This window comes from Actinosynnema pretiosum (genome assembly GCF_024171695.1).
Taxonomy (GTDB): Bacteria; Actinomycetota; Actinomycetes; order Mycobacteriales; family Pseudonocardiaceae; genus Actinosynnema; species Actinosynnema pretiosum.
This window is the reverse complement of record NZ_JAMTCF010000028.1, coordinates 69,670-90,442: the sequence shown is the minus strand read 5'-3', so window position 1 is coordinate 90,442 and position 20,773 is coordinate 69,670. Positions and strand designations below refer to the sequence as shown.

Below are 20,773 nucleotides of genomic sequence, written 5' to 3'. Positions count from 1 at the left end.
GATTCCCCTTGCCGCGCAAGGACTTCCCGGTCGGAATTCCCGGCCGGAACCTCCCGGTGCTCAGTCCGCGCCGACCACCTGCCCGTCCGGGTCCTGCTCCGCGTCGACCTCCGCCGGTTCGGCCCGCCGCAGCCGAACCGACGTGATCGCGTGGTGCTCGACGGCGAGGACCTCGAAGTCCCAGCCCCCCACCACCGCCCGGTTCCCCGGTCCCTCGGGCACCAGGCCCAGCTCGACCAGGATCAGCCCGGCGACGGTCGTGTAGTCGCCCTCGGGCGGGTCGCGCAGCTCGACGCCGATGTCCACCAGGTCGTGCACCGGGAACGTGCCCGGCAGCACCATCGCCCCGTCCTCCTCGCGCCGCACCTCGATGACGTCCCGGTCGGTCTCGTCGTAGATCTCGCCGACGACCTCCTCCAGCAGGTCCTCCAGCGTGACGATCCCGTCGACCGCGCCGTGCTCGTCCACCACCAGCGCGAACTGCTCGCGCTCGGACTTGAAGCGCAGCAGGGCGTCCACGACGCGCAGCGAGTCCGGGAACACCACGGCCTGCCTGGCGACCTGCGTCAGCGACACCCCGTCGTCGAGCAGGTCCCGCAGGTGCACGACGCCGACGACGTCGTCCAGGTGGCCGGTGCGCACGACGGGCGCGCGCGAGCGGCCGGACGCGACCAGTTCGGCGCGCGCCTGCGGGACGGCCATGTCCACCGGCAGCGTGACCACCTCGCGGCGCGGCACCAGCACCTCGCGCAACCGGCGGGCGTGGATCTCCAGCGCGCCGGTGATGATCTCGCGCTGCTCCGGGTTCAGGCCCTGCTGCCCGGACACCAGGTCGCTCAGCTCCTCGGGGCTGAGCTGCTCCTCGGCGGCGTCCGGGTTGCCGCCGAACAGCCGCACGACCGCGTTGGTCGACTTGCTCAGCAACCACACCGCCGGGCGGGAGACCGCCGACAGCACGTCGAGCGGCTTGGCCACGAAACTGGCCCACCGCAACGCGTTCTGCATCGCCAGGCGCTTGGGCGCGAGCTCGCCGAGCACCAGCGTGAAGAACGTGAGCACGATCGTGACCAGCGCCACGGCGACCGGGTCGGCCGCGCTGCCGAGGAAGTCCAGCAGCGGCACCAGCGGCGCGGCGAGCGTCACGGCCGCCGCCGCGGAGGCGAGGAAGCCCGCCAGGGTGATGCCGATCTGGATCGTCGCGAGGAAGCGGTTCGGGTCGCGGGCGAGCTTGACGAGGGTGCGCGCGCCACGTCCCCCTTCCCGCTCCAGCGCTCTGATCTGGCCCTCCCGCAGGGAGACCAGCGCCATCTCGCTCCCGGCGAACACCGCGTTCACCAGGACCAGCACGGCGACCAGCGCCACGTTCCACCAATATCCGTCCACGCCACCCCACTCCGACCAGCGATCCGCACGGAACCGCGCAGCGACCAGCACCGAAGCGCGCAACGCGGGTGTTCTAGCCTTCAGTGCATACCCCGTACCGGTGAGGAACCCACCTGATGATCGACTGGCTGGCCACGGCCACCATCGCCGCCGCGCTGCTCGCGGCGGGGTGGGCGGTGCTGCTGGCGGTGCTGAACAGGCCGCTGACCCTGCAGGACTGGACGACGCTGGGCGTCGCGGCGCTGGTGGGGTTGCAGGAAGTGGCGCTGCTGGCGCAGACGGTGATCGGGGCGGTGCTGCTGGCGGGCGACGGGCACGAGGCGGTGTCGGGGGCGACGTTCTTCGGCTACCTGCTGACCGCGCTGCTGCTGCTACCGCTGGCGGGGTTCTGGTCGATCGTGGACCGGTCGCGGTGGGGGGCTTCGGTGCTGGCGGTCGGGTGCCTGACGACGGCGGTCATGGTGGTGCGGCTGAACCAGATCTGGGCCGGTCATGCCTGAGGGTGCGGACGGGAGAGGGCGGTCGGGTCCGGTGGGTGCTGAGGGATCTTCGGAGACGGGGTCTTCGGGCTCGGGGGGTTCGGCGGCGAGCCGGTTCGCGAACCGGGTGTCGGCCGGCCGGGGCGGGGCTTCCGGCGGCGAGCCGCTGACGTTGGCGCAGCGCACCAGGAGCGGTCCGGGCAGCCTGCTGATCGCGGTGTACGGGATCTTCGCGCTGGCCGCGACGGCGAGGTCCGCGCTCCAGATCACGACGAAGTTCTCGCACGCCCCGCTGGCCTACTCGCTGTCGGCGTTCGCGGCGGTGGTGTACGTGGTGGCGACGGTGATGCTGGTGCGCGGGGACGGCGCGTCGCGGCGGGTGGCGTTCGCGTCGTGCGCGGTGGAGCTGGTGGGCGTGCTGGTGATCGGCGCGCTGAGCGTGCTGGAGCCGTCGTGGTTCCCGGAGGCCACGGTGTGGTCGGACTTCGGCGGCGGTTACGGCTACGTGCCCCTGGTGCTGCCGGTGCTGGGGCTGCTGTGGTTGCGGCGGACGAGCCGTGGCTGAGCGGACGCTGCTCCGGCTGAGGCTGTCCGCCGAGTGGGTCACCGGTCCGCTGTGGCCGAGCTGGTCGGACGAGGAGTTCCCCGGCAACGAGCAGCCGGAGTGGCTGGCGGAGTTCGGCGCGGACGCCGACCTGGTCGCGGCCGTGGCGGCGTGGGACGACGAGTACCAGGCCGTCTACCTGCCGGACGACCCGGCGAGCTCGGAGTTCCCGGAGGGCGCCTACGACCCGTGGGCGGAGCGCGGCGCGGCGCTGGCCGAACGGCTGGTGGCGCTGCTCGGCGTGCCCGTGGACCTGTGGACCCCCGGGAAGCACACCACCTTCACCCCGTGATCACCGCGCGGTGGGCCCGGTGACCTCGTCGAGCGGGATGGGCGCACCGAGCACGGCGGCGAACCGCACCGCCCAGTGCCGGGCCGCTTCCAGCACGTCCAGCGTCCCCCCGTGGTCGAGCACGACCGGCGGCCGGTGCAGCGAGGCGATGATCCGCTCCTCCATCCCCAGGTCACCGGCGGCACGCGCGAGCACGAGCGCCTTGACCAGCCGCGCGGGGTAGTTGGACGCGGGCAGCCACACCCGCAACCCGTCCCGCCGCACGTCCCCGAGCGAGGCGAGCAGCGCGCACAGCTCGACCCGGTCCGCGACCAGCCCGGCCGCCCGCCCGAGCGTGCCCCGCACGACCAGCGCCAACTCCGCCCCCACCCCGCCGGGCCACGCCACCGCGCCCCCGTCCCCGCGCACCAGCACGGCGATGCCCCCGTAGGGCTCCATGACTGCGGCGTGCTCGGCGTCCCCGACGCTGATCCCCCAGGACAGCACCTCCCCGGCGGCGCGGGTGATCCACGCGTGGTGCGCCAACCCCCTGGCCACCCACCGCGCGTCCCCGGACCGCGAGATCACCGCGTCGGAGGGGACGGCCCCGCACTCGACGGCGGCCCGCAGCACGGCGGGGGCGGTCAGCGCGGTGGGCACGACGCCTCGCCCGGCCGGGAGCGGCCAGTCCGGATGAGACCGTCCACACCGTTGACCAGCACCGCACGATGCCCTCGCGCGCTCCGTCCCATGTCGACTCCCGACAGTCCCGAACCACACCAGTGCCAGGTACACGCTAGCGCCGACCCGACTGCCTCACCCGAGATGAAGTACCACTAGAGTAGTTGCACATCGACATGCAGCATGCCGATATGCAACATGTTGCCATGTGGCACTTCGCTAGTTGTCGCAACAGAGGACACGATGAGGTCAACGAGAGTGTCACCGTTTCCGCTCACCCCATCTCCGAGGAGGACGGGACCCGAATCCCCTGCCGTGACGATCAGCTACGCCCATGACGCCGAGGGCAAGCGGGTGGCGGCCTACGTCAAGCGTGGGCTGGCGGAGCGGGGAGTGCGCGCCGTGTGGGACAGGGATCTCAGGACCCCCCGGTCTCTGCCGCTGTGGATGGCCAACGTCCTGGAAAAGTCGATCATCATCACGGTCCTGTCGCCGGACTACGCGAAGCACTTCCAGGGTAGTGGTAGCGAGGAGCGCAAGGGGGTGCAGTTTGAGGGAATGCTGATCTCAAGCAGGCTCTTCGAACACGTCAACAAGGACAAGTGTCCGATTATCCCCGTGTGCGCGCCTGGCTTCGACATGAACACCAGACCCTTCGTGATCAAGGGCCTGGACGTGACTCAGCTCTCCTGCGACTCACCGAACAGCGACAAGGGCATGGACAAGTTGGTGGACCGGATCTACGACGCCTTCGGAGAAGATCCGACTACCTCCTCCGAGCACGATCTGGTCAGTGTGTGGCACAAGAGCCTCGACCAGAAGCACGAGGCAGAACCGTTCTGCTTTCCCGTCATCACTCCCGCCATCAGGGCGTCCGGCGACGTGGAGTTGATGGAACAGGTGACCGAGCGGTGCCTGGAGCTGATCGGGACGGGGGAGCTGGACCTCGATCAGAAGCGGCTGAAGGCGGAGATCCTGATCTCCGGCCGGGCCTGGTGCCGCAGGGCGCGGGGCGCGCACGACCAAGCGCTGCGGGCCGCGCAGGAGGGCGTCAAGCTGGCCGAGGAGTGCGACGCCGAGGAGATTGCTGCCAAAGGGAAGCGCTGCCAGGCGAAGATCCTCCGCAAGATGGCTGAAAGCGCCTGGGGAGCGCAGCGTCGAGAGAACCTGGACGAGGCGGTCCGGTTGGCGCGCGACTCGATGGCCGTGTTCATGCGGATCGACCGGTACAGCAACGAGGCGGCGGCGTGCCGGTCGACGCTCGCCAAGATCTCGTTCGTCCGCTTCCGCCACGGGTGGCGGCGGGCGCTGCTCCGGCAAGCGGAGAGTCAGGCGGCCAAGGCCGCGCGAGAGCTCGGCATCGTCTCCAGGCGCGCCAAGTACGACGTGGCGATCCTCCGGGCCGAGATCGCCATCGAACGGCACAAGTTCGACGAGGCGCAAGAAATTCTGACGAAGATGCACGACGAGCTGGTTCCCCTGGCGAACACCTCGTGCGCGTACGAGGAACTGCTGGCTCGGGTCCGGCTCACCCGTGCGGTGCTCTGTCACAGGGCGAACCGGTTTCCCGGCGACGGGGTGCTGCTGCAGGCCACGCTGGAGTCGTTCACCGGACTCGGGCTGGCGGAACCTGCCGCAGAATGCCGGTGGCTGCTGCACGCGATGGAGCGGTCGCTGTCCCATCGGGTGGTGCGGAGTGTCGAGCGGTGGTGCCCCGACCCGGCGCTGAGGGAGAAGGTGGTGGCGGCTTGGGAGCACACTCGCGAGATCAAGGGGCGGCGCTGGACGACCGGCCGGAGGTGGCGGGCGATCGTGTCACGGGTGCGGAACCAGGACCTGGGCTAGTCCACTTCAACCTCCGGTAGCACACGGGCTCGGAGCCGGTCCACGTCGACGAGTCGGTGCTGCTCCTCGTAGAGCCGGACGGCGCGGAGCAGGGTGGCACGGGCTTCATCCCCTTCACCCTGCTCCACCAGCGCCAGACCGAGGTGTTCGAGGATCACCGCCTCGTAGAAGGAGTGCCCGCCCTCGGAACACAGCACGAGTGCGTCCCGGTAGGCGCGCACGGCCGCGTCACCACGTCCCATCCGCTGCTCGATGAACCCCAGGTTGTCCAACGCAACCAGGCTGCCGCTCTTGTTGCCCTCGCGTCGATGCGCACGAAGTGCGTCCTCGCAGCACCGCCTCGCCTCGCCCAACTCCCCCAGCTCAGCGTGACACCTGGCCATGCCGTTTAGCGCGTGTCCCTCCCCCACCCGGTTCCCAGCGGCCGCATACAGCTCCCGCGCCCGCACCTCGTCATGCAGGGCGCCCGCCTGGTCCCCCAGGCGGGCGCGTGCCCTGGCCAGGTCGTGATGGGTGTGCGCGGCCTCCAAGGCATCAGCAAGCAGGTCGGCCAGCCCCGTGGTCTCCTCCAGCTCGGCCAGCGCCTCGTCGAGCAATCCGACCCTGGTCAGGGCTCGACCTAGCTGGCGGTGCGCCAGCACCCGCCACCGGGGGTGGCCGAGGCGGTCGGCGGCCACCGCGCCACCGGCTGAGGTGGCCAGGTTCGCCCGCAGGAGGGAGCGGCGGTGCTGGTAGGTGTCGAGGACGCGGGAGAGCTGGAAGGCGTGCTCGTCCCAGCGCCGCTCCAGCGCCGCCTCGTACGCAGCGAGGAGCTGCGAGTGCTCCTCGGTGAACCAGCGCAGCGCGGCCTCCTCGTCGGGCAACGGCACCGGCTCCGGCTCCTCTACGGGGGCCTGCAAGTCGGTCACGGCCCGGTGTGGGTACAGCAGGAGGTCGGCCCGGCGGGCGGTGCGCGCGTAGTGGTCGACGCATCCCCGCGCGACGTCCTCCGACTCGGCGGCTCGCGCGGACAGCTCGCAGCCGAAGAGCTTGAGCAGGGCGTGCGCGGTGTAGCGGCCGGGAGTGCGCTGCCACAGCAGGTTCCGCGCCTCAAGCACGCGCAGCAGGGTTTCCGCGTCCCTCTGGAGGATGCCGAGCACCCAACCGAGCACGGGAGCGGTGGTCTCCTCCCCAGGGATCGCCCCAACAGCGCGGAACGCGCGGGCCGCCTGCTCGTCCAGCGCCTCGTACGACCAGGACAGCACCGCCCTGAGACCGCCACCCGGCTCGCCCGTTTCCAGCGCGTCAAGCCTGCGCCGCACGTCGCCCAGTTCGTCGGCCAGCACGGACAGGGCGAACTCTGGGTGCTCGGCGGCGCGTGCCGCCACGATGGCCAGCGCGAGGGGCAGCCCAGCGCAGCAGTCCAGGAAGACCGCAGCCGATGCGGGATCGGTCTCCGCCCGGTCACCGAGGTAGCGCGCCAACAGCGCGAGTGAGTCGGCTCTGCCAAGCGGGTGAAGCCTGTGGACGGTCGCGCCGAGCACCCTCAGCCCGGACAGCCTGCTGCGGCTGGTGATCACCGCGACGCAGGACGACGTGCCGGGCAGCAGTGGTTCGACCTGGGCTGAACTGCCCGCGTTGTCCAGCACCACGACCATCCTGCGCTCGGCGATCGCGCTCCGGTAGAGCGCGGCCGCCGAGGCGAGGTCCCCGTGCGCGACGGCGGGATCGACACCGAGCGCTGCCAGAAAACCGAGGAGCACCGACAGGACGGGAGCGTTCGGCGAGCCGCCAGCACCGAGGTCGGCGAACAGCTGTCCGTCGGGGAAGGTCTCCGCGTTGCGGTGCGCCCAGTTCAGCGCGAGGGCAGTCTTGCCGATACCCGGTCCGCCCTCGACCACCAGCAGGGCGACTTCCCCCGCCTCAACCGCCCGCCGCGCGGCGGCGTCGAACCCCTGCAGCGCGGACTCGCGGCCGACCAGCCAGCGCGGCGGCACGGGCAGTTGCCGTACCGGTTCGAGCGACCGCCTGACACCCCGGTGGAAGTTGATGTCGCCCGCCACGTACCCGACCTGAGCCACCGACTCGACGATGGCTCGGCTCATCGAGTTGCGGCTCTCCCAGGGGCCAGCCGTTCCATCACCCGGCGCGCGGCTCACGAACCGGCGGCACGCGCTGCCTTGAAGGTGTTCCAGGCATCCGCCGGGAAGTTGAGTCGTTCCCCACGCCTGTTACGCGAGCACCGGACGAGCACCCGCTCACCTCCCAGGGCGACCTCGACGCACATCGTCTTCGTCGGGTCCGGTCCGCTCGCCGTGCTCTTGGCCCACACCAGTCCTCGGTCGTCCACCTCGACCAGGTGCGGTTTCCCCGTTCGGTCCACAGCAGCCCCCTCCACGAGCCGTCCTGCCACCGCCCCGGTTGCGAGCGGCCACGCCGAGGAGCGGCGGAACGCGTCCGGGGGAGGGGCAGTTGCCGACACAGGCACTGCTGTGAATTAGAGCACTCGACAACCGGCAACCCCTACCGCCGGTTGAGGGAAAACTCACTCCAAATCAGTCTCCCCCGAAGCACACGGGGACACTACAACGCAATCCTGCGGAAAACGCACGTCGCCACTGACGACGCCCCACCGGACCGCAGCACGGCAACGCTTTCGAAGAGGTTCAGTCAGCCGGACACTTGGCGATCAGTTCATCCAACAAGCCTAGGCTCTCCTCAGGATCGAGCGACAACTGGACTATCTCCTCGAACCTCTGCAGGTACTCGGTAGACTCCTCATCGGACTCACGGATGACGAAATCCTTGAACTCCTCCTCAAACACCAGTACGTGGTCACCGTCCGGAGGAACCTCGAGCACGGTGAAGGACTTCTGCAAACCGGGATGGAGCCCGGACGAGAACGGCAGGATACGCAGATCGACGTTCGGGAGGAGTGCTACCTCACGCAATCGCCGCAGTTGCCCGAGCGTTGAGGCGAGATCACCGAAGGACCTCTGGACGATGGCCTCGTCGAGCACGAAGTGCATGTCAGGACCATCTTCGACCATAATCCGCCTGCGCTGCTCGCGGATCACCACACCGAGTTCCACCGCGTCCTGCGACAATCGTATGTGCCGCGCCAACGCCTCGACGTACCCGGACGTCTGCAGGAGTCCCGGAAGCATCTGCGACTGGAACTGCCTAATCCGCGTCGCGGAGGCCTCATAGCCGATGAGCATGAAGAGTTGGGGGTCCAGAGATTTTCGGTACTTGGTCCACCAGGCGCTCTTGCGACCCTCGCGCGCCAGCACCGCCAAGTCTTCCACCCGTTCGGGGTCATCCACTCCATAGAGAGCAAGCAGTGCTTTCAGATCAGTAAAGCTCACATTGCTCATCCCACCTTCGATCCTGATCATCTTGGAGATGGACCACTCCAGCCTTTCGGCCGCCTGCTTCTGCGTGAAGTTCGCCGCGTCGCGCAGCTTGCGCAGCTCTGCACGAAGTCTGAGTTGATAAACGATGGGTGTTTCCTGTTGAGCCACGATGGCCTCCCCTCCGACCAACTCGACATGTTGCCACATGGCAAACATATAAGTCGCATTAAGCCACGTGCGTGTTACGTCATACCATGATGCAAGTTGGCAACCTGTTAGGATTTCATAGCCTTCAGGAGCATCAAGGTCACCACAGGGGCGACCATGACGACATAAACCGTCACTTTAAGTGACAGAATTTTTCGCCCACCCCCTAGGCAAGATCCCTCGATCCAGGTCAGCAAGGCCTTCCGGTGGATTCCGCAGAACGACACACGCAACCGAGAGTTACTAGCGAGTATCGCCAGAGGGGTCACACACCCTAGGGTGATCTACACCACGCTATTCTCAATGACAATCGCTTTCATTTCACAGGGAACCGTCCCTTCCCTCACCCCCCTTTCCCAAGTAACAGGGGTGGGGGCCGATCCACAGCGGACAGCCCCCCCACCTGGTCAAACGTCGCTCAGCTCAGCTCAGCGCCATCCCCACGTCGTCCACGGTCACCCTGAGCACGTCCTTCGCCGCGCTCCAGGTCTCCGCCGTGTCCACGTGCAGCCAGAACGTCAGCTCCGCCCGGCACCCCGCCGGGAGCGTCACCGACTGCGCCAGGGTGTCCACCTGCGCCCTGCCCGCGCCGCTCAGCCAGGCCAGGTTCACCCCGCTGCGCGACGGCTGCCGCAGTGGGGGCGTGGTCACCACGTCGGGGCTCGCCGTCCAGCCCGTGGCGCCCAGCTCGAAGCCGGGGTTCGCCACCAGCTAGGTCGCGCACACCAGGCCGGGGTCGGGGACGCAGGTGGGCTCGTTCGGCTCGGCCGGGACCTTCACCGCGTCCCACGCCGACTTGACCACGTCGAACTCCGGGCAACTCCCCGTCGACCGGTTCTTCGCGGCGGTCAGCGTCCACGTGCGGTACTTCGGGTATGAGCTGGCGCTGGTCTTCATCATCATCGCGCCGTAGAAGATCTTTCCGGCGTCCCGCACGCCGATGCCGGTGATCTTCCGGTCGTCGCACGTGGGGCTGTACGGCTGGCCGTTGGTCGGGTCGGTGCCCTCGGCGAGCAGGTAGAACCAGTGGTTGCCAGGTCCGGCGGCGCTGTGCACGGGCTGGTTCGGAGTGGCCGCGCTGTAGCAGTTGAAGTGGCCCACCAGCGACGGGTTGTGCCTGTGGCGGATGGGGCCCATGCCGAGCAGGTCGATCTCCGCGCGACGCTGTAGCCCGGCTCGTCGAACTCGGCGGGCTGCGCGGCGTAGTGCTCGGTCAGCGCGCCGTACACGTCCGCGACGAACTCCGAGGTGCCGCCGCCCGACAGGCCGCCGGGGGTGGTGTCGTCCACGCCGTGGCCCAGCTCGTGGCCGACCAGGTCCAGCGAGGTGGCCCAGTTACCCGCCTGGTTGTGGCCCACCGTGATCCGGAACTGCTCGTAGTAGGCGTTCTGGTCGGGCAGCCCCACCTCGATCGGCCACGCGCCGCCCGCGCCGTTGGAACCGTCGCGGCCCAGCCAGTCCTCCAGCATTTTCTGCTGGGGCTGCGCCGCGTACAGCGCGTCGACGAAGCCGGTCTCCTTGGACTTGCGGTCGCCGTCGCCCCACACGTCGTCGGGGCCGGTGAACACCTGGCCGGTGGTGTAGTCGCGGCACTCCAGGGCGCTGGTCGACAGGTCGCGCAGCGCGTAGCCGCCGGTCCCGGTGCCCGCGACGACGTGGTCGCGGGTGCGGGCGACCTGGCCAGTGGTGGCGTCGACGTACACGTCGAGCCCGGCCGGGCCGTCGGCGTCCGCGCCGCGCACGGTGAACTTCCAGGCCAGCGCGGACCGCTCACCCGCGACTCACCCGCGACGACCGTCAGGCCGCCGTCGACGCTCCGGTCGACCCGCGTGAGCAGCGCCTCGGCGGTGGCCTGCACCTGCGCGAGGGGCACGGTGGGCTGCGCGGGGACGCCGATGATCGGGGTGGTCTGGGCGTCCGAGGTGGTGACCTGGCAGTCCGGGGCGACGACCACAACGAAGTCGCCGCCGTCAACCGGCAGGCCCCGGTGGGTGCGCTCGTACGGGGGGTACCCGACGCCGTCGACGGTGCTCGGTTTGAGCGCGGTGAAGCCGTCCTCGGCCGCCGCCTGCAACTGCTCGGGCCTAGCGGCGACCAGGGCTTGCGCGGTGCTCGCCGGGTCGGACTGGGCGAGCCTGGCCGGGGCCGGTCGCGGGGCGCGGCGACGGCGGGCGCTCCTGTGACGACCGTGGTCGCGACGAGCGCGGCCAGCATCGCTCTGAGCCGGTAGTGCACCTCATGTGTGCTCCGCCTCCGGCGGTGTGCCGGAATGCGCTGCGTGTCCGCCGAATCGGTCACCAGGCATTCGGCGGCAGTGTTCCCGGTGATCCCGCCCGGCGGCGCGGTCCCCCGTCGGGAAGAACTTCCCCGTTCTCGCTCGACGGGGTGAACGCGCTGCTGGGGACGGTTTGGCGGAATTCCCGCTGACTACTACGCAGCGGCCCATGGGCCGGGTTGCCGCATTTCGGCGACGATTCCGGACAAGGCCTGCGGGGTCCCGATGCGGTGATCACCACACCTGTCCCGGTTAGGATCGGCGGTCATGGACCGCGATGCGTACTGGGCCCTGGTCGAACGAGCGCGCACGGCCGTGGGGGCGCTCGCGGGTGACCGCGACCTGCGCGAGGACCCGCTGCCCGACGCCGTCGTGGCCCAGCTCGCCGCGCTGTCCGCCGAGGACCTGGTCGAGTTCTCGCTGCGGCACGGCGAGGTCGTGGACAGCGCTTACCGGTGGCCGCTGTGGAACGCCGCCTACCTGATCGAGGGCGGGTGCGGGGACGACGGGTTCACCGACTTCCGCGACGGGCTGGTGCTCCAGGGGCGGGCGGTGTTCGAGGCCGCGGTGGCCGACCCCGACTCGTTGGCGGACCTTCCGGTGGTGCGGCGGATGGCGCTGGAGGGCGGCGGGTGGCTCGGGTACGAGTCGGTGGGCCACCTGGTGCGCGACGCGTACAAGCGGGTGCGCGGGGAGAGCGACTCGCTGCTCGCGGCGCTGGCCGAGCGGCGGGGACCTAGGGCGCGGCGGGAGCCCGACGGCGAGCGGTGGGACGTGGAGGACCAGGCCGAGAACCGGGCGCGGCTGCCCCGGCTCGTGGCGCTGTTCGAGTCGTGACCCGCGGTGACCGCCGCGCCGGACGGCGGTCACCCGCGCGGTGCGGTCAGGGCAGCGGGTCCAGGACGAACACCGGGATCTCGCGCTCGGTCTTGCGCTGGTAGTCGGCGTAGTCCGGGAACGCGGCGACGGCCCGCTCCCACCACCGAGCCTTCTCGTCGCCGGTCACCTCGCGCGCCACGTACTCCTTGCGGACCGGCCCGTCCTGCAGCTCGACGTGCGGGTGCGCGACCACGTTGTGGTACCAGACCGGGTGCTTGGGCGCGCCGCCGAGCGAGGCGACGATCGCGTACCGGCCCTCGTGCTCGACGCGCATCAGCGGCGACTTGCGGATCTTGCCGGACTTGGCGCCCAGGGTGGTCAGCACGATCACCGGCATCCCGCGCAGCGTGGTGCCCTCGGTGCCGCCCGAGCTCTCGTACAGCTCGACCTGGTCGCGCACCCACTTCTCGGGGCTCGGGTCGTACTCGCCGGACAGGGGCATCGTCTCGTCCTCCGGGGTGGGGTGGTCACGGGGCGCGGCGCGCCCGTCACCCAGTGTGGCGCGCCGGGTGATCACCCGCACAGCGGCGCGGTCCGTGAGCGCCCGTGATCAGCGCGGACTAGGCTTCCCGGCATGGCCAGGTACCTCGACGTCCACCCGGTGAACCCCCAGCGGCGCGCCATCGACCAAGCCGTCGAGGTGGTGAGGTCGGGCGGGTTGATCGCCTATCCGACGGACTCCTGCTACGCGCTCGGCTGCCAGCTGGGCAACAAGGAGGGCCTGGACCGGATCAGGCAGATCAGGCACCTGGACGACAAGCACCACTTCACCCTGGTGTGCCGGGACTTCGCGCAGCTGGGCCAGTTCGCGTACGTGGAGAACGCGGCGTTCCGCGCGATCAAGGCCGCGACGCCGGGCAGCTACACGTTCATCCTGTCGGCGACCCGCGAGGTGCCGAGGCGGTTGCTGCACCCGAAGAAGAAGACGGTCGGCGTGCGCATCCCGGACAACGCGGTGGTGCAGGCCCTGCTGGAGTCCCTTGGCGAGCCGCTGCTGTCGAGCACCCTCCTGCTGCCCGACCAGGAGGAGCCGCTGGTGCAGGGGTGGGAGATCAAGGAGCGGCTGGACCACGTGGTGGACGCCGTCCTGGACTCCGGCGACTGCGGCACCGAGCCGACGACGGTGGTGGACTTCTCCAGCGGCGAGGCCGAGGTGCTGCGGGTGGGCGCTGGGGACCCAAGTCGGTTCGAGTAGGGCCGGACGGCCCGTTCCCGGCTCCGGCGGTTGTCGCAGCCGGGTGCCGCCGATCATCCTCGGACGGGTCGCCCCGCGACCGGTCGGACCACCGGCCCGCGCCGCCGGGGCCCGGTCGAGGAGCGCGGATGGCGGAGCAGGGTTCGGCGGGGGAGAAGTGGCGCAGCCGGTTAGCCGGGCGGCTGCGGAGGATCACCCCCGACTGGTTGACCGGGATCAGCGGGATGCTCGTGGGGATCGCCGCGCTGCTGCCGTTCGTGCTCCAGGCCGGTGAGGTCGTCGCGGGGCCGCCCGTGACGGTGACCGAGACGTTCGGGTCGACCGTGACGCGGACCAGCACCGTCACCAACTCCGCGAGCGCCTCCCCCGCGCCGTCGGCGGACGGCTCCGGCGCGGCGCCGCTCGACTCCCCCGGTGTCGGGCCGAGCGGGGCGGAGCCCGTGGGCGCGCCCGTGGAGCGCCCCTCGGCGACCACCCCGCCCGCTCCCGCAGGCACGACCGCGCCGCGCGTCGACGCTCCCCCGTCGACCGGCGCGCCCGCCCCGGAGCCGGAGCTCAGCGCGGCGAGCGTCTACTACAGCGGCGACGTGGTGTTCCGCAGCCTGCACCTGGACCGCAAGCCGCCGGTGGACGTGCCCGAGCACAACGTCTGGCGGATCACCGAGAACCGCCTGTACGGCGACGACACCTACCAGCTCCAGCCGTGGCCCGGCAGCACCGTCCCGAGCCGGGCCGAGTGCGCCGCGACCGTCGCCGACTCGCCCAAGCGCGACGCCGAGCACCTCCGGGTGGGCAGCCTGGTGTGCGGCAAGACCCCGGAGGGCCGCCTGTTCCGCATCGAGGTGCTGGCCCTGACCCCGTCCGAGATCACCGCCCGCCTCGTCGTGTGGGACCGCTGACGGCGCGCGGTCACATCGGCGGGAACCCCGCGCCCGCACGTCGGCAGGCCCCGTCCCCGACTGGCACGAACCGCACCCCCCGACCAGGATCGACCCGTGGTGCTCGACTTCCTCCGCGACCTCCCGCCCGCCCTCGTGCTGGCGCTCGTCTTCGCGCTCCCCGCGCTGGAGGCGTCGACCATGCTCGGCGTCGTCTTCCCCGGCGAGGTCGCCGTGCTGGTCGGCGGGGCGGTCGCGCACTCCGGCGGGGCGCCGCTGTGGGCGGTGCTGGTGGCCGCGATCAGCGGGGCGGTCATCGGGGACGCCACCGGGTACTTCGTCGGCAGCCGGTACGGGCACCGGATGATCCAGCTGCTGCCCGAGCGGCTGGTCAAGCCCGAGCACCTGGCCAAGGCCGAGGAGCTGCTGCGACGGCGGGGCGGGGTGGCGGTGCTCGTGGGGCGGTTCACGGCGCTGCTGCGGGCGCTGGTGCCCGCGCTCGCCGGGATGAGCCGGGTGCCGCTGCGGACGTTCCTGCTGTTCAACGCCCTGGGCGGGGTGCTGTGGGCGTCCGGGGTGGCGCTGCTCGGGTACGGGGCGGGCGCGAGCCTCCAGCTGGCCGAGCACCGGCTCGGGCTGGCCAGCGAGATCGTGCTGGGCGTGCTGGTGGTGGCGGGCGCGGTGGTGTGGCTGCGGCGGCGCAAGGCGCGGCGGACGTGAGGGGCGCGATAGACGTGCGGGGCGCGGCGGACGCGCGTGCCACAGCGGTCGCGCGGGTCCGAAGTGGACACGCCGGTGGCGCGACCCCGAACTCTGGGACCACGATCACTCTCCGTGAGCCGCATCGGCCCGTAAACTGAGCGGCGATGCGCACCACACGCCGTCGCCTCGCCGCGCTCGCACTGGCCTTCCTGCTGCTCCCGCTGGTCGTCTTCGTCAGCGACCGCCCCAAGGCCCCGCCGCTCGGGCCACCCGCCGACGCGCCCACCGCGATGGTCTCGCTCGGTGACAGCACGCTGTCCGGCGAGGGCGCGGGCGACTACGTCGACGACACCGACGGCCAGAACGACAACTGGTGCCACCGCTCGAAGCACGCCGAGGTGTTCCAGATGCCGTCGGTGGCCGTGGACGAGGTGTTCAACCTGGCCTGCTCGGGCGCGAACGCCGCGCGCGTGGGCATCACCGACCAGATCGGCAACACCGAGGGCTCGCAGGCGCTCCAGCTGAGCCGGATCGCCCGCACGCACCGGGTGACCACGATCGTGCTGGCCGTGGGCGCGAACGACGACCCGCGCTTCTCCGACGTGCTCGGCCAGTGCCTGCGCGCCTGGTTCGAGCGCCGCGACGACTGCTCGCGGCTGCTCACCGAGGACTGGCGGGGGCGCGTGGAGCGGATGGTGCCGAAGGTCGAGAAGGCGGTGCGGGACGTCCGCCGGGTGCTGGACGAGGCCGGGTACTCGGTGGGGTCGTACGCGCTGGTGATGCAGTCCTACGCGTCGCCGGTGACCCCGGACATGTCGCCGTCGCTGCAGAACCTGTCCGGCTGCCCGCTGCGCAGCGGTGACATGCGGTGGGTGCGGGACGTGGCGGTGGGCGAGCTGTCGGACGCGGTGCGCAGGGTGGCGACGTCGTCGGGCGCGCGCTTCCTCGACCTGTCGCGGGCCGGTCGCGGTCACGAGGCGTGCTCGGGCGGCGACTCCAGCGACGACGAGTGGTTCACCCGGCTCGTGGTGGACTTCGACGGGCTGCGCGACGAGGCGCGGGCGCGGCACGCGCTGCAGGAGTCGTTCCACCCCAACGCTCGTGGGCACGCGGCGTTCGGCGGGTGCATGGCGGAGTTCCTGGGCGCGAACGCGCGGTACGGGGCGTGCGAGCCGAACGACGACGGCGGGCTGGACCTGGTGCTGGAGCAGGACTAGGACCGCTGTCGTCAGGTGGGCGCGCATGGCGTCAGCGGGACCGTGCGCGGGCTCAGAAAGAGGCGGCCCAGCGGGCGCGCACCACACCATCGGCGTCGGGCAGGACCGCGGTGAGCAGCGGGACCTCCACTTCCGCGTACCCGGAGTGGACGAGCGCCGCCCGAGCACCGGAGAGGTAGGCGGGCAGCTCGGCGTAGTCCTCCTCCTCGACGGGGACGCAGGTGATCGAGCCGTCAGCGTCCTCACGGACGACCAAAGCGCAGCCCTCGGGCAGGGATGCCAACGCGGAGTCCACGGGCGCCAGCTCGGGCCACACCATCAGCCACGACCTGGGCGCGAGGCGGGCGCGCACGTCGTCGACGTCGGCGGGACCCACGCGGTGCCAACGGGAGGCGTTGGTGAGGTAGCCCTCCTCGAGCGTCACCGGGCAGAGCGCGGCGACCTCCGCCCAGAACGCGTCGTCGGCCGGGCGCTGCGGTTCGACCTCGTCGAAGGCGATGTCGTACGGGGAGTGGTCGATCGGCTCGACGAACAGGCCCAGCGCGGTGACGCGCGCGATGGCGCGCTCGCAGGGCGTGGTGCTGCCGACGAACAGGTACTGGTCGTAGCCGACGTGGGCGAAGAACCTGCCCTCGACCTCGAGCCTGCACCACGCGCCGTGGTCGCGGAGCATGGCGCGCACGAGGGCGACCCCGACGGGAACCGGGACCACCGCGCCGTCGTGGAAGTCGGCGCGGTCCGGGAACAGGCCGATCAGACCATCGCCCTCGATCGGCGCCTCCCGGCCGAAGGTGATCCTTCCCGCGACTCCGGGTTCGCGGATCTCCAGCTCGGTGACGCCCGAGTCCTCGGCGAACGCGGCCACGGCTTCGAGGTAGGCGGCCTCCAGGGGGCCGTGGTCGCTGATGCTGTCCACGGCGCCCTGGTAGTGGCGGTGCTCGTTGCGGTCGGCGGGGTCGTACTTGGTGACCTGGTAGGCGTAGGGGAGCACGGCCACCTCCTCGTTCCACTGGTCCGTTCAGCCTACCGGCACACGGCGAGTCAGGCGGTCAGTTGGCGTACCAGACGACCCGGACCGCGTCCGGGGCGACGTCGCGCAGTTCCGCGCACACCTCGTGCTCCACCACGAGCCCGGTCGCGCGGCAGAGCCGGTCGTCGGCGTCGAGCGGCTCCCGGTGCGCGAAGCCCCGTGCCGCGAGGCGTTCGCGGGCCACCTCGGGGGCGCGGTCGCCGGTCGCCCGCGCTTGCCGGGCGCAGCCGCCGGAACCGCACAGCGGCTCCCCCTCCTCCACCCGCAGCACGGCCAGTGCGGGCGCCACGCCCTCGTCGCCGGGCGGTGCCTCCAGCCCGGTGAGCCCCAGGAACCCGAGGAGCAGGAACCCGAGCGCCGCCACGCCCGTCAGCCGCCACCCGTGGACAGGCAGCCGCCCCGCCCGCGCGCCGACCGCGCACACCGCGCCCGCGAGCAGCGGGTGGAGCCAGAGCACCTCGGCCGTCGACGGCGCCCAGCGCCCGGAGAACCCCAGGCCGGGCGCCACCACGAACCACACCAGCAACCCCAGCAGCACCAGTGCGACGACCACCCCGACGCGCCGGGTCCCGGTCCACGAGCCGCACCACAGCAGCAGCGGCACCACGCCGAACAGCCCGACCGGCGGGCCGTCCCACGGGAGCACCGCCAGGGCCGCACCCACCACGATCAGGACCAGCCGCCACCGGTGCCCGGCCGAGAACACGCGCGCCACCACCGAGCCATCATCCCGTTCCCCCGCCGAACACCGCGCCGGGGGGCTCACCCCGATCCGTCGACCAGTCCTGCCTCGTGGGCGAGCACCCCGGCCTGGGTGCGGTTGCGGCAGTCGATCTTCACGAGCATCCGGGACACGTAGCTCTTCACCGTCGCCTCGGACAGGAACAGCTCGCGCGCGATGTCCGCGTTGGACAGCCCCCGGCCGAGGCAGGTCAGCACCTCCAGGTCCCGCTCGCTCAACGCGCTCAGCCTGGCCCTGGCGCCCTCGTCGCGCCGCCTGCCCGCCGAGGAGGCGGCGACCAGCCGGGCGGTGGCCGCCGGGGACAGCACGGTGTGCCCGGCCGCCGCCACCCTGACCAGCTCGACCAGGTCGCGGGGCGCGGTGGTCTTGAGCAGGAACCCCGCCGCGCCCGCGCGCAGCGCCGCGAGCACGTGGGCGTCGGTGTCGAAGGTGGTGAGCACGACGACCGGGGGCGGGTCGGGCAGGGCGCCGATCCGCTCGGTGGCGGCGAGCCCGTCGACCCCCGGCATCCGCAGGTCCATCAGCACGAGGTCGGGGCGGTGCCGGACGACCGCCTCCACCGCCTCCGCGCCGTCCTGCGCCTCGGCGACCACCTCGACGTCGTCCGCGCCGCCGAGGATCACCCGCAGGTGCGCGCACACCATCGGCTCGTCGTCCACGACGACCACCCTGATCATCCGGCGTCCCCCCGCGTCGGCACGTGCGCGGGCAGTGTCGCACCGACCAGGTAGCCGCCGCCGGGCTCCGGTCCCGCGCGCAGGGCGCCGCCGCTCAGCTCGACCCGCTGCGCGAGCCCGAGCAGCCCGGTTCCCGACCCGCTGCCCGCCAGCGCGCGGTCGGGCGGCCGGTCCGGCGCGCCGTTGGCGACGCGCACGTCGACCCCGTCGGGCCGGTAGGAGACGGTCACGGCCACCTCGGCGCCGGGGGCGTGCTTGCGCGCGTTCGTCAACGACTCCTGCACCACCCGGTACGCGGTGCGCAGGACGGTCGGGTCGATCCGGTCGGGGTCGCCGTCGACCTGGCACGAGACCGACTCGCCGACCGCGCGCGCCTCGGCGACCAGCCGCCTCGGGTCGGGCGCCGGCGGGCGCTCGGTCCCGGTGGGCCGCGCGGGGCCGCCCACCGGCGGGCCGTCCGCGCCCCGGAGCACCCCGAGCAGGTCCCGCAGCTCGGCCAGCGCGCCGACGCCCTCGACCCGGATGTCCTCGGCGGCGGCGCGCGCGGCGGGGTCGGACGACCCGACGCCCAGCGCGCCCGCGTGCAGCACCATCAGCGTGAGCCGGTGGGTGACCACGTCGTGCATCTCCTCGGCGAGCCGCCGCCGCTCCTGCGCCGCGGCCCGCTCGGCGAGCAGCAGCCGCTCGCGCTCGGCCCGCTCGGCCCGCTCCCGCAGCGAGTCCACCAGCTCCCGGCGGGCCCGCAGGTAGAGCGCGGCCAGCGCGGGCAGCACCGTGTTGACGACGCCGAGCGGGGTGCTCTCCCAGCTCGGGTCCCACGGCTTGGCGCCGAGCACGGCGAACGCCCCGATCAGCGCGAACGCGCGGCGCCGGTCGGTCAGCCGGACCAGGTTGACCACGATCGCGGGCGTGGCGTGCGGCAGCACCGCGTGCGTCGCGGGGTCCACCGGGGTGAGCAGGCCGGGGGCGAGCTCGGCCGAGCCGAGCGTGAGCGCCGCGACGGTCAGCGCCCAGGACGCGACCGGCACCGGGTGGCGGGCCAGGAGCAGCAGTGACACGTCCACCGACAGCTGCAGGAGCAGCCCGGCGCGCGGTCCGGCCCACCCGGTGGTCGGCGGGCCCGCGCCGTGGACGGCCAAGTCGATCGCTCCGAAGAGCACGACCGCGAGCACCAGCCACGGCAGGTCGCTCCGGTTCGCCCTCACCCCGGTCACGGTATAGCCGATCGGGTCGGTTCCGGGTCGCGCGCAACTTTGGTGGATCGGGGTGTCCACCTCCTCCGCTTACCGGGCGGTGCGCGGCGCGGTGCACTTGGGGCATGGTGAGAACGGGGATCTCCAGGAGGACCGCGTTGCGAGCGGGAGCGGCTGCGGGTGGCGCGGCGCTGGCCGGGGGCAGCGGGGTGGCGGCGGCCGGGGGCGGACGGGGTCGGGGTGGGGTGACGACGTTCGTGGTGGTCACCGGCGCGAGCGGCGCGCCAGGCGGGATCGACGCGCTGTCGCTGCGCGGGCACCGCACGGTCGGGGTGCCGCTGCCGGGGCACCGCGCCACCGACGCCCAGTTCGCGCTCGACTACCAGTGCCCGCAGGACCCGGCGTCGCTGGCGACCCGGCCGTCGCCGCTGGCCGGGATCGGGCTGGACGACTACGCCGAGGCCGCGATCCGGGTGGTCCGCGCGGTCGCGGGGTTCGGCCCGGTGGTGCTCTACGGCGGCAGCATGGGCGGCGCGGTGCTGAACCGGGTCGGCGGCGCCGTGCCGCACCTGGTCGACCGGATGGTCTACGACACCGCGTTCTGCTGCGTGGACCTGGCGTGCCCGGAGGACTACCTGGCCACCCCGGAGGGGTCGACGAGCCTGGCGGGCGCGCTGGCCGACCTGGTGGCAGCCGACCCGGCGGTGATCGGCGCGGTGCGGGTGAACTACCGCACCGCCGACCGCGAGGCGCTGGCCGGGCTGAAGGAGCTGCTGATGGCGGGCGCGGACGACGCGGAGTTCCACGGGGCGCTCGCGCACCTGCACCCCGACGAGTCGCTGACGGTGGGGCGGGAGGACTCGCGGGTGCGGGCGGACACCTGGGGGCGCGTCCCGCGCACGTTCATCCGGCACACCGAGGACCGGATGATCCCGCTCGCGCTGCAGGACCGGATGATCGCCGAGGCCGACCGGCTGACCCCGCGCAACCGGTTCGACGTGCGGACCGTGCGGGCGGGGCACCAGGCGACCGAGGAGGAGTTCCGGCGGATCGTGGACGTCCTGGACGGGCTGCCGGAGTGCCGCCGCTGAGCTCCCTCCGCGCCGGGGGGTGCGGAGGGAGCTCTTGTTGTTGATGTCCGCGTGGCGGAGGATCGTCCCGTTAGTCCGTTCGGGGGAGG

The 20,773-nt window shown here is 72.0% G+C and carries 22 protein-coding genes and 2 pseudogenes; 10 read left to right on the top strand and 14 right to left on the bottom strand.

The window, feature by feature from the left end; genetic code table 11:
- Positions 1-60: 60 nt before the first annotated feature.
- Entirely contained in the window at positions 61-1,383 is a 1,323-nt protein-coding gene (locus LV78_RS37700; RefSeq protein WP_253850988.1) for a hemolysin family protein, read from the bottom strand.
- 116 nt (positions 1,384-1,499) lie between these two features.
- Between LV78_RS37700 and LV78_RS37695 the strand changes: the two genes are divergently transcribed.
- The 3 genes from LV78_RS37695 to LV78_RS37685 all read left to right on the top strand — a co-directional run bounded on the left by LV78_RS37695 (position 1,500) and on the right by LV78_RS37685 (position 2,758).
- Positions 1,500-1,883, top strand: a complete 384-nt coding sequence (locus LV78_RS37695) for a hypothetical protein (RefSeq protein WP_253850987.1) — start codon at positions 1,500-1,502, stop codon at positions 1,881-1,883.
- Positions 1,884-1,989: 106 nt separating this feature from the next.
- Complete coding sequence (locus LV78_RS37690; protein WP_253850986.1) at positions 1,990-2,427, top strand: hypothetical protein; 438 nt, start codon at positions 1,990-1,992, stop codon at positions 2,425-2,427.
- Complete coding sequence (locus tag LV78_RS37685; RefSeq protein WP_253850985.1) at positions 2,420-2,758, top strand: immunity protein CdiI family protein; 339 nt, start codon at positions 2,420-2,422, stop codon at positions 2,756-2,758. The genes LV78_RS37690 and LV78_RS37685 overlap by 8 nt, the downstream gene beginning before the upstream one ends.
- Here LV78_RS37685 and LV78_RS37680 read toward each other — a convergent pair whose 3' ends face one another.
- Positions 2,759-3,397: a hypothetical protein gene (locus LV78_RS37680; protein WP_253850984.1), complete on the bottom strand. Its 639-nt coding sequence runs from the start codon at positions 3,395-3,397 to the stop codon at positions 2,759-2,761.
- A 336-nt stretch (positions 3,398-3,733) separates the two neighbouring features.
- Here LV78_RS37680 and LV78_RS37675 point away from each other — a divergent pair, with 336 nt between their 5' ends.
- Positions 3,734-5,263 carry a hypothetical protein gene (locus LV78_RS37675; protein ID WP_253850983.1) on the top strand — a complete coding sequence of 510 codons (1,530 nt, stop codon included), beginning with the start codon at positions 3,734-3,736 and terminating at the stop codon, positions 5,261-5,263.
- On the opposite strand, the gene LV78_RS37670 is transcribed toward LV78_RS37675, so the two are convergent.
- The 7 genes and pseudogenes from LV78_RS37670 to LV78_RS42130 all read right to left on the bottom strand — a co-directional run.
- On the bottom strand, positions 5,260-7,347 hold the full coding sequence (locus LV78_RS37670) for a tetratricopeptide repeat protein (RefSeq protein WP_253850982.1): 2,088 nt from the start codon (positions 7,345-7,347) through the stop codon (positions 5,260-5,262). The two genes, LV78_RS37675 and LV78_RS37670, sit on opposite strands and share 4 nt — an antisense overlap.
- Before the next feature lie 50 nt (positions 7,348-7,397).
- A complete protein-coding gene (locus LV78_RS37665; RefSeq protein ID WP_308208800.1) occupies positions 7,398-7,574 on the bottom strand; it encodes a DUF397 domain-containing protein in 177 nt (58 codons plus the stop codon).
- A 334-nt stretch (positions 7,575-7,908) separates the two neighbouring features.
- A complete protein-coding gene (locus LV78_RS37660; RefSeq protein ID WP_253850981.1) occupies positions 7,909-8,766 on the bottom strand; it encodes a helix-turn-helix domain-containing protein in 858 nt (285 codons plus the stop codon).
- Between the two features lie 462 nt (positions 8,767-9,228).
- Positions 9,229-9,513 carry a hypothetical protein gene (locus LV78_RS37655; RefSeq protein WP_253850980.1) on the bottom strand — a complete coding sequence of 95 codons (285 nt, stop codon included), beginning with the start codon at positions 9,511-9,513 and terminating at the stop codon, positions 9,229-9,231.
- Between the two features lie 3 nt (positions 9,514-9,516).
- Entirely contained in the window at positions 9,517-9,942 is a 426-nt protein-coding gene (locus tag LV78_RS37650) for a M4 family metallopeptidase (protein WP_253850979.1), read from the bottom strand.
- A 209-nt stretch (positions 9,943-10,151) separates the two neighbouring features.
- Positions 10,152-10,508 (bottom strand): annotated as a pseudogene (locus tag LV78_RS37645) (M4 family metallopeptidase); the annotation flags it as partial.
- Positions 10,509-10,774: 266 nt separating this feature from the next.
- A pseudogene (locus LV78_RS42130) lies at positions 10,775-10,879 on the bottom strand (hypothetical protein); the annotation flags it as partial.
- Between the two features lie 468 nt (positions 10,880-11,347).
- Between LV78_RS42130 and LV78_RS37635 the strand changes: the two are divergent.
- Entirely contained in the window at positions 11,348-11,917 is a 570-nt protein-coding gene (locus tag LV78_RS37635; protein WP_253850977.1) for a DUF4240 domain-containing protein, read from the top strand.
- Positions 11,918-11,963: 46 nt separating this feature from the next.
- On the opposite strand, the gene LV78_RS37630 is transcribed toward LV78_RS37635, so the two are convergent.
- Positions 11,964-12,401 carry a nitroreductase family deazaflavin-dependent oxidoreductase gene (locus LV78_RS37630; protein ID WP_253851003.1) on the bottom strand — a complete coding sequence of 146 codons (438 nt, stop codon included), beginning with the start codon at positions 12,399-12,401 and terminating at the stop codon, positions 11,964-11,966.
- A gap of 132 nt (positions 12,402-12,533) precedes the next feature.
- On the opposite strand from LV78_RS37630, the gene LV78_RS37625 reads away from it, so the two are divergent.
- From LV78_RS37625 to LV78_RS37610, 4 genes are all read left to right on the top strand, one after another.
- Complete coding sequence (locus LV78_RS37625) at positions 12,534-13,154, top strand: L-threonylcarbamoyladenylate synthase (protein ID WP_253850976.1); 621 nt, start codon at positions 12,534-12,536, stop codon at positions 13,152-13,154.
- Between the two features lie 128 nt (positions 13,155-13,282).
- Positions 13,283-14,053 (top strand): hypothetical protein, encoded by a 771-nt coding sequence (locus LV78_RS37620; protein ID WP_253850975.1) that lies wholly within the window; start codon positions 13,283-13,285, stop codon positions 14,051-14,053.
- A 96-nt stretch (positions 14,054-14,149) separates the two neighbouring features.
- A complete protein-coding gene (locus LV78_RS37615) occupies positions 14,150-14,752 on the top strand; it encodes a DedA family protein (RefSeq protein WP_253850974.1) in 603 nt (200 codons plus the stop codon).
- 146 nt (positions 14,753-14,898) lie between these two features.
- Positions 14,899-15,951: a GDSL-type esterase/lipase family protein gene (locus tag LV78_RS37610; RefSeq protein WP_253850973.1), complete on the top strand. Its 1,053-nt coding sequence runs from the start codon at positions 14,899-14,901 to the stop codon at positions 15,949-15,951.
- Positions 15,952-16,003: 52 nt separating this feature from the next.
- Here the strand turns inward: LV78_RS37610 and LV78_RS37605 are convergent, their stop codons facing one another.
- The 4 genes from LV78_RS37605 to LV78_RS37590 are packed head-to-tail and all read right to left on the bottom strand — an operon-like array spanning position 16,004 to position 19,614.
- Positions 16,004-16,948 (bottom strand): RNA-binding protein, encoded by a 945-nt coding sequence (locus tag LV78_RS37605; protein ID WP_253850972.1) that lies wholly within the window; start codon positions 16,946-16,948, stop codon positions 16,004-16,006.
- Between the two features lie 52 nt (positions 16,949-17,000).
- Entirely contained in the window at positions 17,001-17,699 is a 699-nt protein-coding gene (locus LV78_RS37600; protein WP_253850971.1) for a hypothetical protein, read from the bottom strand.
- Positions 17,700-17,743: 44 nt separating this feature from the next.
- On the bottom strand, positions 17,744-18,400 hold the full coding sequence (locus tag LV78_RS37595) for a response regulator (RefSeq protein ID WP_253850970.1): 657 nt from the start codon (positions 18,398-18,400) through the stop codon (positions 17,744-17,746).
- Positions 18,397-19,614, bottom strand: a complete 1,218-nt coding sequence (locus LV78_RS37590) for a sensor histidine kinase (RefSeq protein ID WP_253850969.1) — start codon at positions 19,612-19,614, stop codon at positions 18,397-18,399. The genes LV78_RS37595 and LV78_RS37590 overlap by 4 nt, the downstream gene beginning before the upstream one ends.
- Positions 19,615-19,718: 104 nt before the next feature.
- On the opposite strand from LV78_RS37590, the gene LV78_RS37585 reads away from it, so the two are divergent.
- Positions 19,719-20,684 carry an alpha/beta fold hydrolase gene (locus tag LV78_RS37585; protein WP_253850968.1) on the top strand — a complete coding sequence of 322 codons (966 nt, stop codon included), beginning with the start codon at positions 19,719-19,721 and terminating at the stop codon, positions 20,682-20,684.
- Positions 20,685-20,773 lie beyond the last annotated feature (89 nt).